Here is a 19929-nt window from a genome sequence, read left to right on the forward strand (position 1 = left end):
CTGTTTATTTACTTTCTTGATAAGGAATGAACTCCGCTAGCACTTTGCTTTCATGCCACGGATCTTCGATTCGTGTGAGTTCGTTTGCCAACAAGCTTAAAAGCGCTTTGATTTCCGGTTGATTAACGTCGAACTCTAGGTTGTTTAGTTGGTGCGGGTCTTCTTGGTTGTTGAACAGCAGGGTGTCAACCAATTGGTTTTCTTTGTTTATGGTTAATGCAAGGCTGTAGTCGCGGGTTTTGATCCCTCGGCTAACGGGGAAGTAGCTCTTGATGTCGCCATTCTCATCTACTTCGCCATCGATGTTTCGGATATAGAGTGCACATGAGGTGTGTTGATCTTGGTTCAACACATCTTTCCCTTGCAGAGAAACGTCAGGTGGTAGCGGAATGTCTAATAGGTTCAAAAGGGTTGGCATTATATCGGGACTGTTTAAAAACTCGGTGTGTACGTTGCCCCGAGTTTGAAAAGGCTGTTTTAAGATAAAAGGCACCTGAAAAGACTCGTTGTAAATGCAGTTTTTAGCGTCTTCTATTCCGTGGCTGCACAATGTTTCTCCGTGGTCACTGGTAAAAACAACCAAGGTATTATCCCATTCACCGTTCTCTTTGAGGGCATCGATAATTCGTCCCAGTTCTTTGTCCACGCCACTGACATTAGCGAAGTAATAGGGTGCACTGGCCGCTTTCGCCATATGAACATCGGCATTGTCACGTACCAAAAGCGCCTCAGTGGTTTGCTGGCTATAGATGTCGAGATCTGATTCTCTACAGTCATCTAAACTGTTGTATGGGCTATGGGGTGGATTCATGGATACAAAGAGTGCAAAAGGCGTATCGATATTCTCTTTGCTACAACGACTGTGAATAAACTCAATGGCTTTATCTGCTTCGTGTTCAGCTGACCACATTTTGGGTTCGTGTCTCTCTCCGTCATTGTCGTAATAGTGCGGATTGGTGTGTTGATCGAACGTTCCATAGCCATACCAGTAATCGATGCCGTGACGTCGGCAAGGTTCAGTGTACGAATCCCAAGCAGGTGTTTTACAGTCGACATAACTGCCCGGATTTTGCGGGTCGTTAGGTGTAGGGAAGTCCAGATGCCATTTGCCAATGTAACCGACGTGATAACCAGCGACAGAGAGAGCATCGGTTAAGCAAAAGCTTTCCTGAGGAAGATCCGAACAAACCCGCAACGAATGACAATTAAGGGGAACGCCACTTTTGTTTGGATACATTCCCGTCATTAAACTCCCTCGGTGGGGGCTGCAGACCGGGCAGTTGCTGACCGCATTAGTAAATACGCTGGAAGAGTCAGCGAGTTCATCTAAGCAAGGTGTGAGCACTGGATCTGGGGTTCCAGATAAGTGCGGACGGTATTCAGGGCGTTGCCAAACGCCGAGGGACATAAGACGGTACTGGTCGGGAAATACGTAGAGCAAGTTCGGACGTTTCATAAACAATCTTGATGGGAAAGGGTGACTATATAATATATTGAAACATTGTTTTGATTTCTGACGATCTTCACAAAACATGAAAATATGAAAAGCTGTTTTAAATTAAATGTTATCATGTTTTTAGAAATTCATTAGGAAGACTCGATGCAACCAGTAATTATCCCTACGTCCAAAGTGACCGCGAAGCGCCCGTTTCATGTCTTGGCAAAGCCAATAGGGCCGATCTGTAACCTAGATTGTGATTACTGTTTTTATTTGGACAAAACTGAGTATTACCCAGAAACCCGACGGTTTGATATGTCGGACACTGCGCTAGAAGCACACATCAAGAACTATATTGAAAGCCAGCCGCACGGTTGTCGAGAAGTGACTTTTGGTTGGCAAGGCGGCGAACCGACTCTGTTAGGCATCGATTTCTATCGCAAGGTGGTTAAGCTGCAAAAGCGTTATGCGCGCAGAGGAATGCGTGTTCAGAACACTCTGCAAACCAACGGGGTTCTAATTAATGATGAGTGGGGACGTTTCTTAAAAGAGAACAGCTTTTTAGTTGGTATTAGCATCGACGGCGATGAGGAGTTACACGATCACTATCGAAAGACCCGAAGCGGAAAGGGTAGTTACCAACAAGTTGTCAAAGGTCTGAAAACCCTGTTAGCACATCGAGTTGAGACTAACGTACTGACGGTGATTCAGAATCACAACGGGGACCACGGCGCTAGAGTGTACAAACACCTAAAAGCGTTAGGTGCGCAGTTTATTCAGTTCATCCCAATCGTCGAAGCAGTAAAGGGAAAAGGCTTATCAGAGAGAAGTGTCTCTGATGTGCAGTTTGGTCAATTTATGATTGATGTGTTTGAGCAATGGCGCAAAGAAGACATAGGAAAAGTCTTTATCAGTCATTTCGACAACGCTTTGGGAATGTCGCTTGGCATGCCTTCAAACATTTGCGTTCACGCCCCTCAGTGCGGGGATAACATAGTGATGGAGCACAATGGTGACGTATACAGTTGTGACCATTTTGTTTATCCAGAGTTTAAACTGGGCAACTTAAAGCAAAAAGATTATCCCGACTTAATCGAAACTCCTATTCAACAATCCTTTTCGACTCGAAAACCCACCGGAAGTCGACTTCACTGTATGAGCTGTAATCAAAGAGACTTGTGCAATGGCGCTTGTCCTGCGCAACGAATAAATGACAATGGCGAGCTAGCGATAGATGCTAAGCATGTTTTATGCGCGGGTTATTACGGTTTCTTTTCCCATATTCGCCCTTATTTACGGGCGATGGGAGAATGTGTTCGGCGAAATATACCTGCGGTTTACTACCATAAATTTATGTGAGTAAAAAACTAGGGCTCGAAGAATGGCGAGCCCTATTATTTTTAAATCACGGCCTTCATCCGATAAAACCAAGTACAGAGTGGGTCTTGGTACTTCTTCATTTCAGCGTACATCTCATCCAATAGCACTGACTTGATCGATGCATACTGAGGATTGTCGATGAGATTAACCATCTCTTTAGGATCTTGAGTGATGTGATAAAGTTCGCTTTTACCACTGGCATTGAACACCAGCTTATAGTCCCTTGTTCGCCACATTCTTTGGGGGTAGGGGGTAAAGTGTCCGCTTTGTTGAGCCAGTATTCCAACGCGCTCTTGATAAGGTTGTTGACGAAGCAGCGGCAATAAAGATTGACCGTCAAAGCTATCGGGAATGACGCCTTTGCCAATGTCGGCAAAGGTTGCAGTGACATCGTGTAGATAGACTAAGGAGTGGTTAACTTCACCATGGGCTTGGCTTTTAGGATCTTTGATGATTAAAGGGACTTTATAGGTTTGGTCGAACATAAACTCGCCCTTTTCTATCATGCGGTGAGCACCCATCGCATCTCCGTGGTCGGCGGAAACCACCATAAACATCTCTTGGTATAAGTTACTTTGCTCAAGGTAGTCCATCAGTAGTCCAATAGCATCATCAATTAAGGTGATGTAACCCCAGTACTTGCAAATGATCTCCTTCCACTTCGCTTCATCAAGCGACCATACACCCCACATCTTAGCAATGTTGGTGTAGTGCTCAGGTTTACCTTGCAGCGGTTGGTAGAAGCTTTCGTCTAATGTCACTTGCTCTGGTTTGTACATGGAGTAATAAGGTTCAGGAATAATACAAGGAGTATGTGGCCCCCAGAAATTCATCCACAGCGTAAACGGCTTGTTTTCATCAATACAGACTTGAATGTGTTTGATGGCTTCGTCTACCAAAAAGTAGGGGATAGAAGCTTCTACCGGAGCGTCTAATAGTCCGTAAAACTCTTGAATCTGTAGGTTGGGGTTGTTACCAAAAGTACAATCAGACACCTTAGGCAGTTCAAACCCTTTTTCTATTAGCCAATCTTGGTAGCGGTTGCCATTAAGGGGGTTACTATCAAAGGCCAAACCTTGGTACACACCGCTACCTGGATAAGCATAACCATCAAAATCATGTCCCACATAGCCATATTCACTTGGGAGTTTTTTATGACCAATATGCCATTTTCCGATATAGAGGTGGGTGTGGTCGGTAAGCGAAGAAATCAGGTTTTCGTCTTCTAATGGTACATCACATTTATCCCCTTCTTTATCAGAGTTACACATCACACCGTGGTTAGAGGGCATTTTGCCCGTAAAAAGTGAAGTACGTGAAGGGGTACAGACCGATGATGCACAAAAAGCATTATCAAATCTGGTCCCCTGCATTGCTAAGCGATCCATGTTTGGGGTCTTAACCACCTTGTGCCCGTATGCGCCAAGCATGTCTGCGCGAGTTTGATCCATAAGAAGTATGGCTAGATTCATTATATCTCCAAGTAAAATGAAATGATGTTTTAATTATATTGAGTCATACATTTTAAAAATGTGATTTGTGTGCTTGTGTAGGCATAAAAATGAAACGTAGTTTGATCTGTCTATCATAAATATAAAAAAGCGTTTCAATAAATTAATCGAATGGGTTTTAATTCTGGCATTGACAGAGTTAACACTAAGTGAGCACGTTTGTGGCAATCAGTTTGAATCAGCTAATGATGAAAGAGTTAAGCTTCCAAGGTAGAGATGAAGTTTTGGCTGTTATGCACAAAGTCGCTAGCCTGCAGACTTCGCAAATTGGTGCCAGTGATACTGCAACGAGTTACCAGTACAGCGCTGCTCATTACGACCTTGATACCACTAAAATCGAACATGTCTGCCGTCTATTGTGGGGCGTTATCCCTATGGGTGATGAAGGCATAAACCACCATCGTTTCTTGGTGAGACAAATTGTCAAAGGTACCACGCCTGAGGACCCTGGTTATTGGCAAATGCCAAAGAACTACGACCAAAGAGTAGTTGAAATGTCTGCCATTGCCGTCGGCCTCTTTGAATTGCCTCAATATTATTGGTACGAACTGAGTGAGTCGGAGAAAGTAAACTTAGTCGAGTGGCTTTCTAGTGTATCTGCGCTGCAGATCCCACCAAACAACTGGCGCTGGTTCCGCATTCTCATTCTTACGGCACTGGATCACCTAGGTCAAACCATCGACCGCGATGTTTTATCTTCTGATCTGGCTTTTATTGATGAACTGTATTTAAACCAAGGTTGGTATCAAGACGGCAGCAATGGTGTACTTGATTACTACAATCCTTTTGCATTCCAGCTTTATGCTTTGATGTATTGTCGTTGGAACCACTACCAAGGCCCACTTTGCGAAAAGATGATTGCAAGGGCCGTTGAGTTCGCTGATACCTATCAAATCTGGTTTGGTGATGATGGTAAACAGCTCGCTTATGGCCGCTCGCTAAACTATCGTTTCGCATCAGCAGGATTTTGGGTCGAGTTGTCCAGAGTACCCAAATCGACGGTAGACGTCGCATTGTGTCGCAGTATTTGGACCGAAACCATGAGCTGGTGGTCTAATCAGCCGATTTGGGACACCAATGGTCAAATCTTACCGGGTTTTGCTTATCCAAATTTGCTTAGCAGTGAGTTTTATACAAGCTCAGTATCCCCAATGTTGGCATTAAAAGCGTTTAATGCGCTTTCGTTAACTAGTGAGCATTCTTTTTGGAACGCCCCCGTTCGTCCGTTAGCAACAGCCGTATCGCCACTTTGGATTGCCGACCGTCATTTAGTATGGCGCAACGGCGGTAGCTACATGCTAACCAATGCTCCGTCAGCCGCTGAGCTTCGAAATTCTAGCGATAAATACACCAAGTGTGCATACAGCTCAGATCACGGTATTTGCGTCGAAGCCACAAAGTGGATAGAGCAGGGTTGGCTTGGCGATAATATCTTTGCTGTTAAGCATCCAGAAACAAACGAATGGATTGGCCAAAGCTCAAAAAGAACGTTTAAACGAGTAGGGGACGCGCTTGTGACTCATTGGCAACCGTTTGCTGGTTGCGACATTGTGCTAACTCAACAGTTAAATGATGGCGTTGAGCGCAGAACATTCCACGTTGAGTGCGACAAAACCTTGCCATTTATTATGAGCGGCTATGCGGTAGACAAGTGGTCAGCGTGGTTCAGCCACCTAGAGACCAATAACGCACGCGTTCAATCAGACACGTTATACAGCGAACTAGAACTCATAACAGGTAGCGGAGAAAGTGCTATCTATCCATGTGCACCAAATACGAATTTACTTTACCAACGCGCAAGTGTTCCAGCGATTCGCGGTGACCTTAAAGTGGGTCACAACGAGCTATCGATTATGGTCACTGCGGGTCGGTTAAACTCTTATGCCAACAAGGCAAATCATTCTATTACCTCTAATAAATCACATCAGGGAGTGACTGATGAATACTAAAAAAACATTACCCTACATGGGAAAGTAGGCCTTGCCATCACGGCAGCGCTTTCCTTCTCAGCTTCTGCCAATACCTATAACGAAGCGCCACAACTAGCCGAGCTAGTAAAAGAAGGTAAATTGCCTTCAGTGGAACAACGCCTTCCTGAAAACCCATTGGTAGTTGAACCAATTGAATCTATTGGTCAGTACGGTGGTGAACTTCGTCTACTGGGTCTAAAAACAGACCGTGGACACCGCATGCGTATGCTTAAATACGACAACCTATTCAACTTCAATCGCCACTACACTGGTATTGAGCCTAACCTAGCGACTAGTTATACGGTAAACGAAGATCTTACCGAGTACACCATCAGCTTGCGCAAAGGCGTTAAATGGTCAGATGGCCACCCATTCACAGCAGAAGACATCAAGTTTTACTTAGACCTAATCAATCGAGAAGATTGGTCAGGTAACAAACCCCTTTATGCACGCGCTTCTGGTGATGCAGTGGGTACAGTGATCGACGAAAACACAATCAAGATCACTTTGGCGAAGCCAGATGGCATGTTTATTCGTAAGCTGGCGAATACAGACGGCTCAAACATTGTTCAGTTCCCTAAGCACTACTGTGAACAGTATCTTCCAGAGTTCAATGCAAACGCTTTGGAAAATGCAAAGGCCGCTGGATTTGATAGCTGGCAGCAATACTTCCAGACTAAGTGTCGCGCAATCTACTTCCAAGAGCACTATCAGAACGTCGATCGCCCAACAGTAAACGCTTGGAAAGTAAAAGTGATCCCTGGACCTGCGACACAGTACGCTACGTGGGAGCGAAACCCTTACTACTGGATGGTTGATACAGCAGGTAATCAACTTCCGTATCTAGACCAAGTTTACTTCTCTTACTCTGAAAACAAAGAAGAGATGGTTCTACGAGCTTCGGCGGGTAAAACCGACTTCCAAACTCGTCACGTGGGCAAAGCTCAATACCGTCCAATGCTGATTGAGAACGAAACGAAGGGCGGTTACACCTACGCGACTCGTCCTAGTACCAGCATGAACGCGGTTATCCTTGGCTTTAACCAAACACACAAAGATCCGGTAAAACGCGAACTGTTTGCAAACAAAGACTTCCGTGTCGCGCTTTCTCACGCTATCGACCGCGATGGTATTAGTGAAACCGTATACGCAGGTGTTGTTGAACCGTTCCAAGCCGCTCCTTCGGAAGGCAGCGCGTTTTACGATGAAGAGTTTGCAACGCAATACACGGAGTTCAACCAAGAGAAAGCGAATCAGCTTCTTGACTCTATCGGTTTAGATAAGCGTGATAGCGAAGGCTACCGACTCGATAAAACGGGTGAGAGACTGCGTATTCAAGCGCTATTTGATCAGCGTAAAGTTGGTGAAGCGACCGATATTCTAGAACTGGTTAAGAATGACTGGAAAGAAGTGGGTATCTTCCTAGACATTCGTATTGTTGAAGTGTCTTTCTTACAGACTCAGCGTCTTGCTAACGATTACGACCTTCTTCCAGCACTAGGTGATGGTGGTATCGGTGTACTGGATGTGTTCCGAAGCTATGCTCCTCAAAACCCTGAGTCTACGTGGGGTCTGGGCTACTATTACTGGATGACGGATCCATCACATGCGAATGCGGTTGAGCCGCCAGCACATGTAAAACGTCAAATCGAGCTTTACCGTCAAATGGGTCAAACCGCTTCGCAAGAAGAACAAACTAAGCTGATGTCAGAAATCATTGAGATCGCTAAGGAGAACTTCTACGTAATCGGTACCGTCGCTGCGCTTGATGAAGGTGTCATCATCAAGAACGGCGTGAGAAACGCGGATACAGAAGTACCAAATGCATACAGCATTGCTTCTCCTGGTCCAATGCGTACTTCTCAGATTTGGAAAGAAGCAAAATAACCCACTAACGGGAAAAGGCCCGAAGAAATTCGGGCCTGTCTTAACCGCAAATGGATAGGTGGTTAAGGCGAATTTAAAGTTTTTTAAAGTTTGCGAGTTCGCAAATGTAGGAAGATGTATGAGCAGTTTTTTTCTGTATATCGCACGCCGCTTAGCCGCAGTTGCTACCACGCTATTGGTTGTGTCGATTTTGGTATTTGTCGTTATTGATTTACCACCGGGTGACTTTGCATCGGCAAAGATCGGTGAAATGGCCGCGATGGGCCAAGAGGTTGACCCTGAGCAAATCTTGGTACTTCGCGAAATGTTTGGTTTAGATAAGCCATTGTACGAACGTTACCTAAGTTGGATGGGTGGACTATTAACAGGTGATTTGGGTCTGTCATTGGTAAACAACAAACCAGTGTGGGACAACATTCAACCTACCTTACTGCCAACGATTCTTCTTGCAATGGCAGTCCTGTTATTCAAATTCCTTTTGGCAGTTCCAATCGGTGTCTATTCAGCGCTTCGCCCTTATTCGATTGGCGACTATATCGCAACTATCTTTGGTTTCATCGGTATGGCGACCCCTAACTTTGTTATCGCTATTGTTGCCTTGTTGGTCGGTTATCACGCCTTTGATGTGATGCTGTCGGGGCTGTACTCACCAGAATTTATCAGTCAGCCAATGTCTTTTGACAAGTTTATGAACGGTGTAAGCCGCAGTTGGTTATACATTTTGGTCGCAGGCACAGCGGGCATGGCTGGTATTATTCGCATAATGCGTGCAAACCTATTAGATGAACTGTCAAAGCCATACGTTAAAACCGCACGTGCAAAAGGTCAGAAAGAGTTCACGTTGTTGGTCAAGTATCCAATCCGCGTTGCCTGTCTACCGCTAGCAGCAACCATTGGTTGGCAACTACCACTATTGATCAGTGCCGACGTTATTGTCAGCCAAGTATTGAACATCCCCACTATGGTCCAACCATGCTAAATGCACTGCGCAACCAAGATATGTACCTGGCGGGCGACATTCTATTGTTTATGTCCATGCTGACCATCGTAGGTACTATGATTTCTGACCTAGTGATGTATTGGGTTGACCCACGCGTTCGCGCTGGATTGTAAGAAAGGAGCACAATTATGACTAATCACACTACGACTGCTCCTTCGAAAGGGCTATTTAACAAGTTATTCTCGCGTAAAAAGAAAGAGATCGATTTAGCCGAAGCGACGGCGTGGCAACTGATAGGTATCAAACTTCGTCGCCACAAGCTGGCTTGGTACAGTATTTGGTTCCTCGTACTCTTGTATTTTGTCGCGGCGTTTGCTGAGTTCTTTGCCCCGTTTGACCCCAGTGATAACTGGCGTCGTTACACTTACGCTCCGCCACAAGAAGTGAACTTGTTTGAAAAGACAGAAGATGGCTGGCAATGGGCTCCGCACTTAGTGGGTTACAAGGTAACTACGGACAAACGCACGCTTAAACGCCATTATGAAGAAAATCCAAACAAGAAAGTGTACTTCTCGTTCTTTGGAAAAACAGAGAGCTATACACTCGCGGGCTTTATTCCTATGCAATACAAGCTGCTTGTACCACACAGCAAGCGAGATCCTTTCTTTATTCTAGGATCAGACCGAATGGGTAGAGATATGTTGTCTCGACTGATTCACGGCGCACGCATTTCACTGTCTGTCGGCTTGATTGGTGTGTTTTGTACCTTGGTCATCGGTATCTTTATCGGCGGTATCTCTGGTTACTTCGGTGGTCATATCGACAATGTTATCCAGCGCTTGATGGAGATCGTTAAATCCATACCAACCTTACCATTGTGGATGGCGCTAGGGGCTTCGTTACCAAGCGACTGGAGTTCACTGCACAGATACATGTTGATCACGGTAATTCTTGGCTTAGTTGCGTGGCCAGATATGGCACGAGTGGTGCGAAGCCGATTTATGTCTTTGCGAAACGAAGAGTACGTGGCAGCAGCTTGGCTTGATGGCAACAGTCCATTTGAAATTATTCGACGCTACATGGTGCCAAACTTCTTAAGTCATATTATTGCGGTAGTCACCTTGGCGATACCTGGCATGATCTTAGGTGAAACGGCTCTGAGTTTCTTAGGCCTAGGCTTGCAACCACCAATGGTGAGCTGGGGTGTATTACTTCAAGAAGCTCAAAACATTCGAGCTTTAGCAGAGGCAGTATGGCTTCTTATCCCAGCAGCGAGTGTAGTAATCGCAATTTTGGCAATGAACTTTGTAGGTGACGGTCTACGTGATGCATGTGACCCATACCACGAGCAAGGCGCGAAGTAAGGAATTGAAAATGGCTGAGAAAATTCTAGAAATCAAATCGTTGAATGTAAGCTTTCCAACTACTATGGAAACCTTTCATGCGGTAAAAGATGTGTCATTTGACCTTTTCCGTGGCGAAACACTATCGGTAATTGGTGAATCCGGCTCAGGTAAGTCGGTTACCACGAGTGCGGTGCTTCAATTGTTAGACAGGCCGGGTCGAATCGACTCGGGTGAAATCCTCTTTCATCACGACGGTTCAAAGGTGGACATTACCACTTTGGACCCGCGTGGTGAGTATATGCGTAACCTTCGTCGCTTTAACTTCTCCCTTGTGTCTCAAGAACCGATGGCGGCTCTTAGTCCAGTTCACACCGTTGGTGATCAGATCAAAGAGGTACTTTGTCTTGTTGAACCGGGGATAACCAAAGAAGCGGCCCATACACGAGCTTTGGAGCTTCTCTACCAGGTACAAATGCCTGAGCCAGAGAGCTTGATAAACAAGTACTCTTTCCAGTTATCTGGTGGTCAGCGTCAGCGCGTTGTTATTGCGATGGCGATTGCCAGTAAACCTGACGTTCTCATTGCCGATGAACCGACCACAGCGCTAGACGTAACAACTCAGGCAGAGATATTGGAGCTGTTTGCAAAGTTACAAAAAGAAGTGGGTATGGCGATACTGTTTATCACTCACGACTTGGGCGTAGTTGCGCAAATTTCGGACCGCGTTGTGGTGATGGAGAAGGGTGTCGTGGTAGAGACTGGTGAGGTTCGCCAAATTTTTGAATCGCCAGAGCATCCGTACACCGTCAAGTTGATGAATTCGACGCGAGCGTTAGAAAAACCTTCTCAGATCAAACGTCCTTTTACGGATGCACAGCGCAAAGCACAAACACCACTGCTCAAAGTGGACCAAGTAACTAAAGTGTTTGAAAAACCGACAAAATTGTTCCAGAAAAAGGAATATATGACAGCGGTTGATAATGCTAATTTAGTGCTGCATCCGGGAGAGTCGCTGGGTATCGTTGGCGAATCTGGTTCAGGTAAAAGTACCTTGGGTCGAGCTATTTTAGGGATGTCACCTGCAACGTCCGGTAACATTCGCTATGTGGATGACACTCAAGATGTAAACCTAGAACTAGCGGACTATAAAGCGTTAAACGCGATCCATTGTTTGCAGATTTGCGCCTTATTTTCCAAGACCCTTGGTCCTCATTAAACCCGAGAATGACGGTAGCCGACATTATTGAAGAACCATTGCGACTACTGCGTACCGAACTTAGCTCAGAGCAGAGAAAAGAGCGTGTGAAAGACATGATGCGAAGAGTGGGTTTACCTGCGGAGTTTGCTAGCCGTTATCCTCACGCGTTCTCTGGTGGACAAAGACAACGCATCGTTATTGCTCGCGCTTTGGTGACTATTCCTAAGTTGATTATTGCAGATGAAGCGACAGCGGCGCTGGATGTGTCACTGCGTGCTCAGGTTCTCGATCTGCTGATCGAGTTCCAAAATGAGTTCGGAACCGCTTTCGTTTTAATCACTCATGATATTGCGACGGTTAAATATTTTTGTGACCGCGTGATTGTTTTGCAACACGGCAAGATCATGGAGCAGGGCAGTGTCGACGAGGTTATTCACAACCCTCAAGATCCGTACACTCAACGCTTGATTTCGGCGGTTCCAGTAGCTGAGCTACCGGCAGAAGTCGCGTAAGTTTGTTGCATCGAATACTTGTTTGCAAATCCAGAGCCACCTAGGTGGCTCTTTTATTTGGTGCTTGTCACCAGTGTCAGAAGGTAAAGCTATGAAACTGTGGAAGAATATGTCAATTGTTCGAAGAGTAAATATCAGCTTTTCGATGCTGGTGTTACTCCTGATATCGGTTGGTTGGCTCGGAGTCTATCAAGGTGAAAAACAGGCTGAGTATTTAGATCATTTCACCCAGAAAACGAGCCCGCAAATGTTAGAAGTCAGTAAGCTTGTGGCCGTCTTGCTGAATGTGAAAGTCGAACTTGGTCAACTGTTACATACCTCATCGCCAGAAGAGATACAGAAAAACCAAAGAGCGATTCAAGTACACCACCAAAGTTACGTCAAAATTACTCAAGAACTCACACGCTTGTTGGAAAATAGTTCAGCGGCAGACAACGAGGTATTTTCTTTTAATACTTCTTTTAACAAGGTAGGGAGATGGCACAGCGATCTAGAAGAGATCCTTGTAACTCAACAAGAAGTGAATAAGAAAAATGCTCAGTTTTCGTTAGATAGCAGAAAACTAGAACGGTCCATTTACGGATTAGCAGGGAAATCCGACAATATGAACGCCGGATTTATGGCTAATACGCTGTCTAGCGGCCTAGACTCCATTACTTTTAATACAGAGCAAGCACTCAACACACGTTCTGCTAGTCAGATTTCAAAACTTTATAAGAACAACCAAAACCTGGCAAAAAATCTGGTCAAAACCAGTAAAGAGTTGGTAAAAGTCACACGAAAATACAATAGGACGATGCAACGACAGTTTGAATCCGTTATTACTCAGGCAAGTCGTGAAAACGGTCTACTTTGGCTCCATTTACAAGCGATGGAGGAACGGCAAGAACTAGAGTTAGAGATCACTGAAAGCCTAGCCAGTATTGCTGTCAGTATTGATGGTTTGTTGGCACTGAATGAACGCTCACAGAGTGACGCAGACCATTTCGTTACTGCAGCAAAGCGGGGGCAAACGCTCAACATTATTAACACAATAGCACTGGTATCCTCAGCAATTGTTGCCACGTTGCTCATTGCATTTTCAATAAGTCGACAAATACGGATACCCCTAAAACGATTAGTCGTTTTACTTAGTGACCTTGCCAATGGACGATTAACGGATACTTTGTCATTCAAGCGCAATGATGAATTCGGACAACTTGGTAAAGATTTTGATAGTGCTATTGATAAGCTAAGACTCTTGCTTACTAAGGTTGATGACGTTACTGACCAGTTGTATACATTGTCTCAAGACAACCGCGCTTCCGCAGAAAAATCCAAAATAGAACTCAATAAGCAAAACGAACAAACAACAACAGTGGCGGGCGCGATGCAGCAGATGGAGTTGTCGATTGGAGAAGTAGCTCAAGCAACTAAGCTAAGCAGTGAATACTTGCTCGATGTAGAGCGTTCTGCGCGCAACGGTATGAATTTGATGCAAGATAGTCAGGTGCAGACAAATGAATTGGCGGAACGGCTGGATGAGTGCAGAGAGGTAATAGCAAAGCTGAACTCCGATTGTAAAGATATCGGACAGATTGTTGAAGTCATTGAAAACATTGCAGAGCAAACCAACTTGCTGGCATTGAATGCGGCCATAGAGTCTGCACGAGCGGGTCAGCAAGGTCGTGGATTTGCCGTGGTTGCCGATGAGGTTCGTGAACTAGCCTCGCGCACTGCCAGTTCAACTAGCAAGATTCAGCAGATGATTAAAACTCTAGGTATATCAGCAAAGGATGCGGTAAATATTGCGGAGCAGTGTCGCAAAGGCATGCAAACCGTATTAGTGATATCCGATGATACAAAAAACAGTATGAATGCGATTCAACAAAGCATAGTGGAAATTACCGAGCAGAGCGCGCAGGTTGCCGTCGCATCCGAGCAACAGGAAAAAGTCAGTATGGCGATTGCTGAAAGTATCGTCGATATATCTAACGTAGCGTCAGCTAACTTGGAGGGCGCAACACTAGTGGCAGAGAATGCAGAGACACTACAAAAAATAGCTCAGCAACAAAAAGTTATTTTGGCTCAATATGAGTGGTAGAAGGTAAAAAGGATTTAGGCCAATTAAAGCTTGGAGGGGAATAATGCGATGCAATCGTTTCCGTTATGTAACCAAGTGTTTCTATGCAACAACTTTATAACCGACGCAAAAAAAACTATCATATGCCTCAAATATCCATGTAGTTGTAGCATTAATGAGAAAATTCAGATAATTACTATTTAGTCAGAACAATTTTCAATATATATTGCACAATAGGTCTAAAAAAAGGCGGTTAAACGCTTTTTTTACTAGAACATTATTTTAAATTAGTTAAATCGCGCGGTAAGCGTTTGGACGACGGTATAGCACCTTTGCAAAAAGGCGAACAGCAAAGCAATGGAATGCCATTTGTTGGCGCCATCACCGTTTAACAGGCAAAAAGCAATAAGGTAGATTAATGTCAAACGATAAACAGCCTGAATCGGTCTCATCAGTACTAAAAACTTTTGGAATCCTGCAGGCTTTAAGTACACAAAAAGATATAGGTATCAGCGAACTTGCTCAACGACTCATGATGTCGAAAAGCACCGTGTACCGCTTTCTACAAACAATGAAAACCTTGGGGTATGTCGCTCAAGAAGGTGAAAGTGAAAACTATTCACTAACGCTGAAGCTTTTCGAGTTGGGTTCAACGGCATTGGAATACGTGGATTTAGTGGACCTAGCTGATATCGAAATGCGCAAAATTTCCGATCTCACTATGGAAGCCCTGCACTTGGGCGCTTTAGATGGTGAAAGCATCATCTATATTCACAAAATTGACTCTAAGTACAATTTGAGAATGCAATCTCGAATTGGCAGACGCAACCCACTGTATTCAACTGCCATAGGTAAAGTACTGCTAGCAGATCGAGAAGAAAAAGAAGTGCGTGACATTTTAGCAGAAGTAGAATTTACCAAGTCTACAGAGCGCACGCACGAAAACATTGATTCGTTGTTAGATGAACTCAATAACGTTCGTGAGCATGGCTATGGAGAAGACAACGAGGAGCAAGAGGTAGGCCTTCGCTGCATAGCAGTGCCAGTGTATGATCGCTTTAAACGAGTCATCGCCGGTATGAGTATCTCTTTACCTACGATACGTTTCACTGAAGAAAAGAAAACCGAATACATTAATGAACTTCAGCTTGCAGCAGCGAAAGTTTCTGCCAAGCTAGGTTGTGAAGAGTACCCTTACCAGTAGTCACGATCAATGAGAAAAAGTCAGCTTCGGCTGGCTTTTTTTGTGCCCAGTGAAAACCAAATCTTTCACAACAGTGTGTCTCTTAACGAGCGAGAAATGAAGTGGTGATAGAGAATAATTGTTCGGATATGACTGAATAAATATTCCTTATCCATTAATAAAATATAATTATTTAGCATTTTCTATTCATAAAAAAATATAGCGCCATAGAGATATCCCCAACCAATTGTAATTATTCACCGCGGTAACACTAACCAATTAAATGGAATAAAGAAAAGCGGTGGTTAATATGAAAAAAAATCTAATTACTCTAGGTCTGTTCGCAGCGGGTTCAGTTTTTACAATTGGCTCTGCTAATGCAATTGAACTCTACAATACTGATGGAGTTTCGGTAGACCTAAAAGGTGATGTCGAAGTTCGATATGTTAAAAGCATAGACGAAGGGTCTGAGCTAAAGCAAGAAATTGATGATGCGGATTTTGGCTTTGATGCCCGCTATGCAATCAATGGTAATAAAGATCTGCAAGTGGGAGCGTACCTTGAGTTTTCTGGCGACAACGATGACCGAGCAAAAGACAATACCTCGGTTGGTGATGTTTACGTCGCACTGTACTCTGCCGAACACACATTGAAAGTCGGTAAAACTGCGACGATTTTAGATGATGCAGGTATATCGAATGACTACCTGTTCGGAATTTCATCATTCGTGTCCGATGTCGACTTCAGTGGTGAAGAAGTGGTGCGTTATGAATTTGACAACGGTCAGTTCTATGCAGGCGTTGCTTTAAACCAAGATAAACACAATGCACAACGCATTGGTGAAGACGGAAGTTACTTTGATGGCAAAATTGGTTATCGCGTAGAGGACTTCGACTTTACTGGTTTCTTTGGTTCTGTTGAAGAAAAGGGCGTAAACGGTGATGGCCAAGCTCTAGACAGTGATGGTTCACTTTTCGCTTTAGAGATTCGCTATGCAGGTGTTGAAAATCTTAATTTGGGTGCAGCCTATTACATGGTTGATCTGGATGATGTAGAAACTGGCACCTTTGCACTAGCGGCAGATTACACGCTAGCTAACAACGTCAATCTTGCTGGTGGTGTGAGCCTTTCCGACTATGAAAGCGGTGACGACGCAGTGAGCTGGTTTGCAAATACTTCTTACAGCTTTGCCCCAAATACAAAAGTCTACTTTGAAATTGGCGGAAACGATGTAGACGACAGCGAGCTAGGTTATGGCGTTGGCTTGACTGCTGAATTCTAAATTAGCGAAATATAATCATATACCTTAGGTTAATTCCTATAGTTTGTGCAATCCACTGCCTTTTGCATAAAGCACTTATCCAATTTGATAAGTGCTTTTTTTAGTAGTGGGAGAAGGGAATGAGCAGATACAAAAAAGCCCAGCGATAACGCTGGGCAATAAAACGACAGTTTCAACAGCAGTTTATTTTAGAGGGATGCTGTAAGAAATCAGCACTTTAGTATCGTTGCGGTCTTTCTTGTGTACGATGTTGTCACCGCGGAATTTCGCGCGGTATACTCGTGCGTTCAGGCCTTCAAGAGCGCCATCTAAGAATTTGTAACCAACGTTCCAATCAAAAGAGTGCATTTCACCATCGTACTCACGTTCTTTTTTATCGGAGCGTACGTTTGTACCGTAGTTACCACCAACACCAACAGTTAGCTCAGGCAGTTCCCAGCTCGCAAAGTTGTACTTCATACCTAGTTTAAATGCACGAGTACCATCTGTGTTGTAGTCGTCTAGACCAGATGTGGTTTGCTGGAAGTGACGGTTGTCAGAGTTAGCCCAAGGGGTTAGACGGAAATTGTAGTTTAGCTCCTGACCACCAGTATCGGTATCACTTAGGCCAGCAGTCCAAGTAAAGCCACCGTGTTTGATGTTTGCACCCAGAGCCAAGTAGCGCTGCTTCTTAGCGTTGGTCACTTCTGTCAACTCAGTTTCTTCTGCTTTTGAACCGTGGTAAAAGGCTGTTAGGTTTACTTTTGCGTCACCAAGGTTGAAACCGTACTTACCAAGTGCTTGCCAGTTAGTGCGGTAATCTTTACCTTCACCATAACCTAGATCAATTTGGCCGTTGTCAAATTTGTAAATTGCACCAAGAGTATGGATGTAATCAATCTGGGTGTTTGTTGTATCAACGCCAGACTTTTGGTTTTGGTGCCACTTAGTAGTCATCGGCAAGAACTCTTTGCGCCAGTCGTTTTTAAACTTGTTGGCAACAGCGTATCCGAATACAAAATCACCATAGTGAGCTTTGGCTTCTAAACCTTGATAGGCGTGAGGGTTTAAGCCCCAACCTGAGCGAATCGTACCGATGTTAATACGAGTGTGACCAGCGCGAACAGCTAAACCCGCTTCGTCATCACCGAACTTCGTCTTCAGTGCCATAATTGGCACAGCAGCGTATGACTTTTCACATCCTTTACCATCGTACGCTGGGTTGTTTTCACAGCTGTGGTCATAATAAAGAATTTCAGACATACCAGTAGTTGAACCTAGTTGGATGTTTGTGTTGGCCCAGATATCTAAACCTACCGTGTCTCTGAAGTAACCAGACTTGTAGTCCCACGCCAGTTGTAGGGTTTGGTTTTCAATTTGTGGACCCCATGTGCCATTCGCGTCTTTCTCTTCGCGGTCGCGAATGTACAAGAAGGAGTGAATCTTTGAAGACGAGCTATCGTAGAACGCTTGCTTCGCTTCAGTTGCCAGATCAACCGCAGCCACACTTTCGTTGAGAACGTCGTTAGGATCTAGGTTGTCGGCCACTGCATGGCCAGATGCTAGGGCAGCAAGCACAGATGCCGAAAGCAGGGACAGAGTTATTCTATGTTTCATATCCAATATTCCATTTATTAATTTGTAAGTTAGGATTGATTTCCTGTTTTGATAATATGGATTTCCTGAAATAAATAAATAGAAACGATGTTTTAAAAATAAAAAACCAGATCTCCATCATAAATAAAAAGATAGTGTGATTTTGGTATATGTCGTAAGTTTCATTGTTTGATTTTCGCTCAGAGTCTGTACGGTAAAACAACAAAAAGGCGGATGTTTTGAGCAAAAAAAGGCCAGCTCTAAGAGCTGACCAAAGTTAGTGAAATGAACGCTTTTCAGGCGTTTTGTAGTGTGAGTTGGTTTTTTTGATTTAATATTTTTACAAGCTGGAGTAAAAGCATTGCACCCGTGGCTCCAAGGCCAATTCCGATACCTGCCCATATTCCAGTCAGTTGATGCGTTTCCATTAACCACCATGCAGCTGGTAGGCCAAACAACCAATAACCGATGGCGGTAATAACGGTTGGCCCAACGACGATTTTCATGCCGCGAAGCAAGTTAATCGCGAGTAGTTGCCATGCATCAACAATAAATGAGAGTGCGACAACCCATAGCGCAGAATACAAAATAGCTAGAGTGGTGGTATCGCTACTATCGAGTTGAAAGAAACCACTGATCAGTTCTGGCCAGGCAATGAAAATAGCGGCAATCACTGCGCTTAATATAGTCACAAGCGTAAAGCTTTGAAGTGACACTTTTCTTATGCTTTGATAGTCATTTGCGCCGTAATGCTTTCCGACGATGATTGCCGACGCTTGGCAAAAGCCAAAATTGATGTTCCATGTAAAACTTAAACACTGTAAGAGTATTTGGTGAAGCGCTAGGGCTGCGACACTAATAGTGCCTGCCATCAAAGTACCTCCATAGATCAATCCATGCTCTAGTAGTGCGGCAACCGCAATTGGAACGCCCATGGCCAATAATGGTTTCATTAAGCGCATGGAGTATTCGTCGACATTGAGCCACGGTGCAAAAGGTTGATAAGTCGAATGACTAAACACCCAATACCCGTATCCAATCATTACCAACAACGTCGATAATGCCGTTCCCGCACCAAGTCCAGATAGACCGTACCCCATAGGAAATGCGAATAGATAACTAATTGGAATGTTCACAATAACGGTGAGGACCGACATGAACATGATTGAGTTAGCATGTCCTAGAGTGCTGGTTAAGCCTCTTAACACCAATAGCAATAAAGTGGGGAGCATTGCCCATTGCAATGTGTTTACGTAAGTCATTGCTAAATCAACAACGTGTTGAGGTTGCTTGGCTGCAATCAAAATCTCCGGTGTGTATTGAAGAAACAGAGTAAGCACAAATGTAAGGATAACCGATAGCATTACGGCTCCTTTGACTGCTAGCCTGATTTGCTGATTACCAAATTCCGGTCTAGAAACTCGCTGACCATAAGCGATGGCAATTAAGTTAGCAACGCAACCAACGACGCTGCTTGTCACAATAAACACAAAGGAATAGACAGATGCACCTAAGCCACCAGCGGCAAGGTCTTCGAGACTTAGCCTAGACATCATCCACACGTCAGTCAGCACTAATGCGACAGCGATCAACTGAGATATGATGAGTGGGAATGCTAGCTTAAGTATGTTTTTCATAAAGACCT

General features: G+C 44.3%; 13 protein-coding genes and 1 pseudogene. 10 read left to right on the plus strand and 4 right to left on the minus strand.

The window, feature by feature from the left end; translation table 11 throughout:
* Positions 1 to 4 precede the first annotated feature (4 nt).
* On the minus strand, positions 5 to 1456 hold the full coding sequence (locus BLO31_RS20125; protein WP_070971074.1) for a sulfatase family protein: 1452 nt from the start codon (positions 1454 to 1456) through the stop codon (positions 5 to 7).
* 144 nt (positions 1457 to 1600) lie between these two features.
* Here BLO31_RS20125 and BLO31_RS20130 point away from each other — a divergent pair, with 144 nt between their 5' ends.
* Positions 1601 to 2797: an anaerobic sulfatase maturase gene (locus tag BLO31_RS20130; RefSeq protein WP_070971081.1), complete on the plus strand. Its 1197-nt coding sequence runs from the start codon at positions 1601 to 1603 to the stop codon at positions 2795 to 2797.
* A 41-nt stretch (positions 2798 to 2838) separates the two neighbouring features.
* Here the strand turns inward: BLO31_RS20130 and BLO31_RS20135 are convergent, their stop codons facing one another.
* On the minus strand, positions 2839 to 4290 hold the full coding sequence (locus BLO31_RS20135; protein WP_070971084.1) for a sulfatase family protein: 1452 nt from the start codon (positions 4288 to 4290) through the stop codon (positions 2839 to 2841).
* Positions 4291 to 4490: 200 nt separating this feature from the next.
* Between BLO31_RS20135 and BLO31_RS20140 the strand changes: the two genes are divergently transcribed.
* The 9 genes and pseudogenes from BLO31_RS20140 (at position 4491) to BLO31_RS20175 (ending at position 16709) form a co-directional block, all read left to right on the plus strand.
* Entirely contained in the window at positions 4491 to 6278 is a 1788-nt protein-coding gene (locus tag BLO31_RS20140; protein ID WP_070971620.1) for a DUF2264 domain-containing protein, read from the plus strand.
* 129 nt (positions 6279 to 6407) lie between these two features.
* The gene (locus tag BLO31_RS20145) at positions 6408 to 8186 is read left to right on the plus strand and encodes an ABC transporter substrate-binding protein (protein WP_245688541.1); all 1779 of its coding nucleotides are present in this window, start codon (positions 6408 to 6410) and stop codon (positions 8184 to 8186) included.
* Positions 8187 to 8304: 118 nt separating this feature from the next.
* Positions 8305 to 9165, plus strand: coding sequence for an ABC transporter permease (locus tag BLO31_RS20150; protein WP_245688527.1), 861 nt, complete (start codon positions 8305 to 8307; stop codon positions 9163 to 9165).
* Positions 9159 to 9299 carry a hypothetical protein gene (locus tag BLO31_RS24645; protein ID WP_245688528.1) on the plus strand — a complete coding sequence of 47 codons (141 nt, stop codon included), beginning with the start codon at positions 9159 to 9161 and terminating at the stop codon, positions 9297 to 9299. The genes BLO31_RS20150 and BLO31_RS24645 overlap by 7 nt, the downstream gene beginning before the upstream one ends.
* A gap of 15 nt (positions 9300 to 9314) precedes the next feature.
* Positions 9315 to 10490, plus strand: coding sequence for an ABC transporter permease (locus BLO31_RS20155; protein ID WP_070971090.1), 1176 nt, complete (start codon positions 9315 to 9317; stop codon positions 10488 to 10490).
* 10 nt (positions 10491 to 10500) lie between these two features.
* Positions 10501 to 12182: pseudogene (locus BLO31_RS20160) on the plus strand (dipeptide ABC transporter ATP-binding protein).
* Between the two features lie 91 nt (positions 12183 to 12273).
* Positions 12274 to 14265, plus strand: a complete 1992-nt coding sequence (locus tag BLO31_RS20165) for a methyl-accepting chemotaxis protein (protein WP_070971093.1) — start codon at positions 12274 to 12276, stop codon at positions 14263 to 14265.
* A 397-nt stretch (positions 14266 to 14662) separates the two neighbouring features.
* Positions 14663 to 15448, plus strand: coding sequence for a DNA-binding transcriptional regulator KdgR (gene kdgR / locus BLO31_RS20170; protein WP_070971096.1), 786 nt, complete (start codon positions 14663 to 14665; stop codon positions 15446 to 15448).
* Between the two features lie 289 nt (positions 15449 to 15737).
* Positions 15738 to 16709: a porin gene (locus BLO31_RS20175; protein WP_070971099.1), complete on the plus strand. Its 972-nt coding sequence runs from the start codon at positions 15738 to 15740 to the stop codon at positions 16707 to 16709.
* 183 nt (positions 16710 to 16892) lie between these two features.
* Here BLO31_RS20175 and BLO31_RS20180 read toward each other — a convergent pair whose 3' ends face one another.
* Together BLO31_RS20180 and BLO31_RS20185 are read right to left on the minus strand one after the other, a co-directional pair.
* A complete protein-coding gene (locus BLO31_RS20180; protein ID WP_070971102.1) occupies positions 16893 to 18305 on the minus strand; it encodes an OprD family outer membrane porin in 1413 nt (470 codons plus the stop codon).
* A 275-nt stretch (positions 18306 to 18580) separates the two neighbouring features.
* A complete protein-coding gene (locus tag BLO31_RS20185; protein ID WP_070971105.1) occupies positions 18581 to 19921 on the minus strand; it encodes an MATE family efflux transporter in 1341 nt (446 codons plus the stop codon).
* Positions 19922 to 19929 lie beyond the last annotated feature (8 nt).

Origin of the sequence: Vibrio sonorensis (assembly GCF_001854765.1) — a bacterium.
GTDB classification, from domain to species: Bacteria; Pseudomonadota; Gammaproteobacteria; order Enterobacterales; family Vibrionaceae; genus Vibrio; species Vibrio sonorensis.

What these genes read in the sequence shown, in the direction of transcription:
- BLO31_RS20125 (WP_070971074.1), bottom strand. Translation starts at nt 1,456, where the DNA reads ATGAAACGTCCGAACTTGCTCTACGTATTTCCCGACCAGTACCGTCTT.
- BLO31_RS20185 (WP_070971105.1), bottom strand. Translation starts at nt 19,921, where the DNA reads ATGAAAAACATACTTAAGCTAGCATTCCCACTCATCATATCTCAGTTG.
- BLO31_RS20135 (WP_070971084.1), bottom strand. Translation starts at nt 4,290, where the DNA reads ATGAATCTAGCCATACTTCTTATGGATCAAACTCGCGCAGACATGCTT.
- BLO31_RS20155 (WP_070971090.1), top strand. Translation starts at nt 9,315, where the DNA reads ATGACTAATCACACTACGACTGCTCCTTCGAAAGGGCTATTTAACAAG.
- BLO31_RS20165 (WP_070971093.1), top strand. Translation starts at nt 12,274, where the DNA reads ATGAAACTGTGGAAGAATATGTCAATTGTTCGAAGAGTAAATATCAGC.
- kdgR (WP_070971096.1), top strand. Translation starts at nt 14,663, where the DNA reads ATGTCAAACGATAAACAGCCTGAATCGGTCTCATCAGTACTAAAAACT.
- BLO31_RS20180 (WP_070971102.1), bottom strand. Translation starts at nt 18,305, where the DNA reads ATGAAACATAGAATAACTCTGTCCCTGCTTTCGGCATCTGTGCTTGCT.
- BLO31_RS20175 (WP_070971099.1), top strand. Translation starts at nt 15,738, where the DNA reads ATGAAAAAAAATCTAATTACTCTAGGTCTGTTCGCAGCGGGTTCAGTT.
- BLO31_RS20150 (WP_245688527.1), top strand. Translation starts at nt 8,305, where the DNA reads ATGAGCAGTTTTTTTCTGTATATCGCACGCCGCTTAGCCGCAGTTGCT.
- BLO31_RS20130 (WP_070971081.1), top strand. Translation starts at nt 1,601, where the DNA reads ATGCAACCAGTAATTATCCCTACGTCCAAAGTGACCGCGAAGCGCCCG.
- BLO31_RS24645 (WP_245688528.1), top strand. Translation starts at nt 9,159, where the DNA reads ATGCTAAATGCACTGCGCAACCAAGATATGTACCTGGCGGGCGACATT.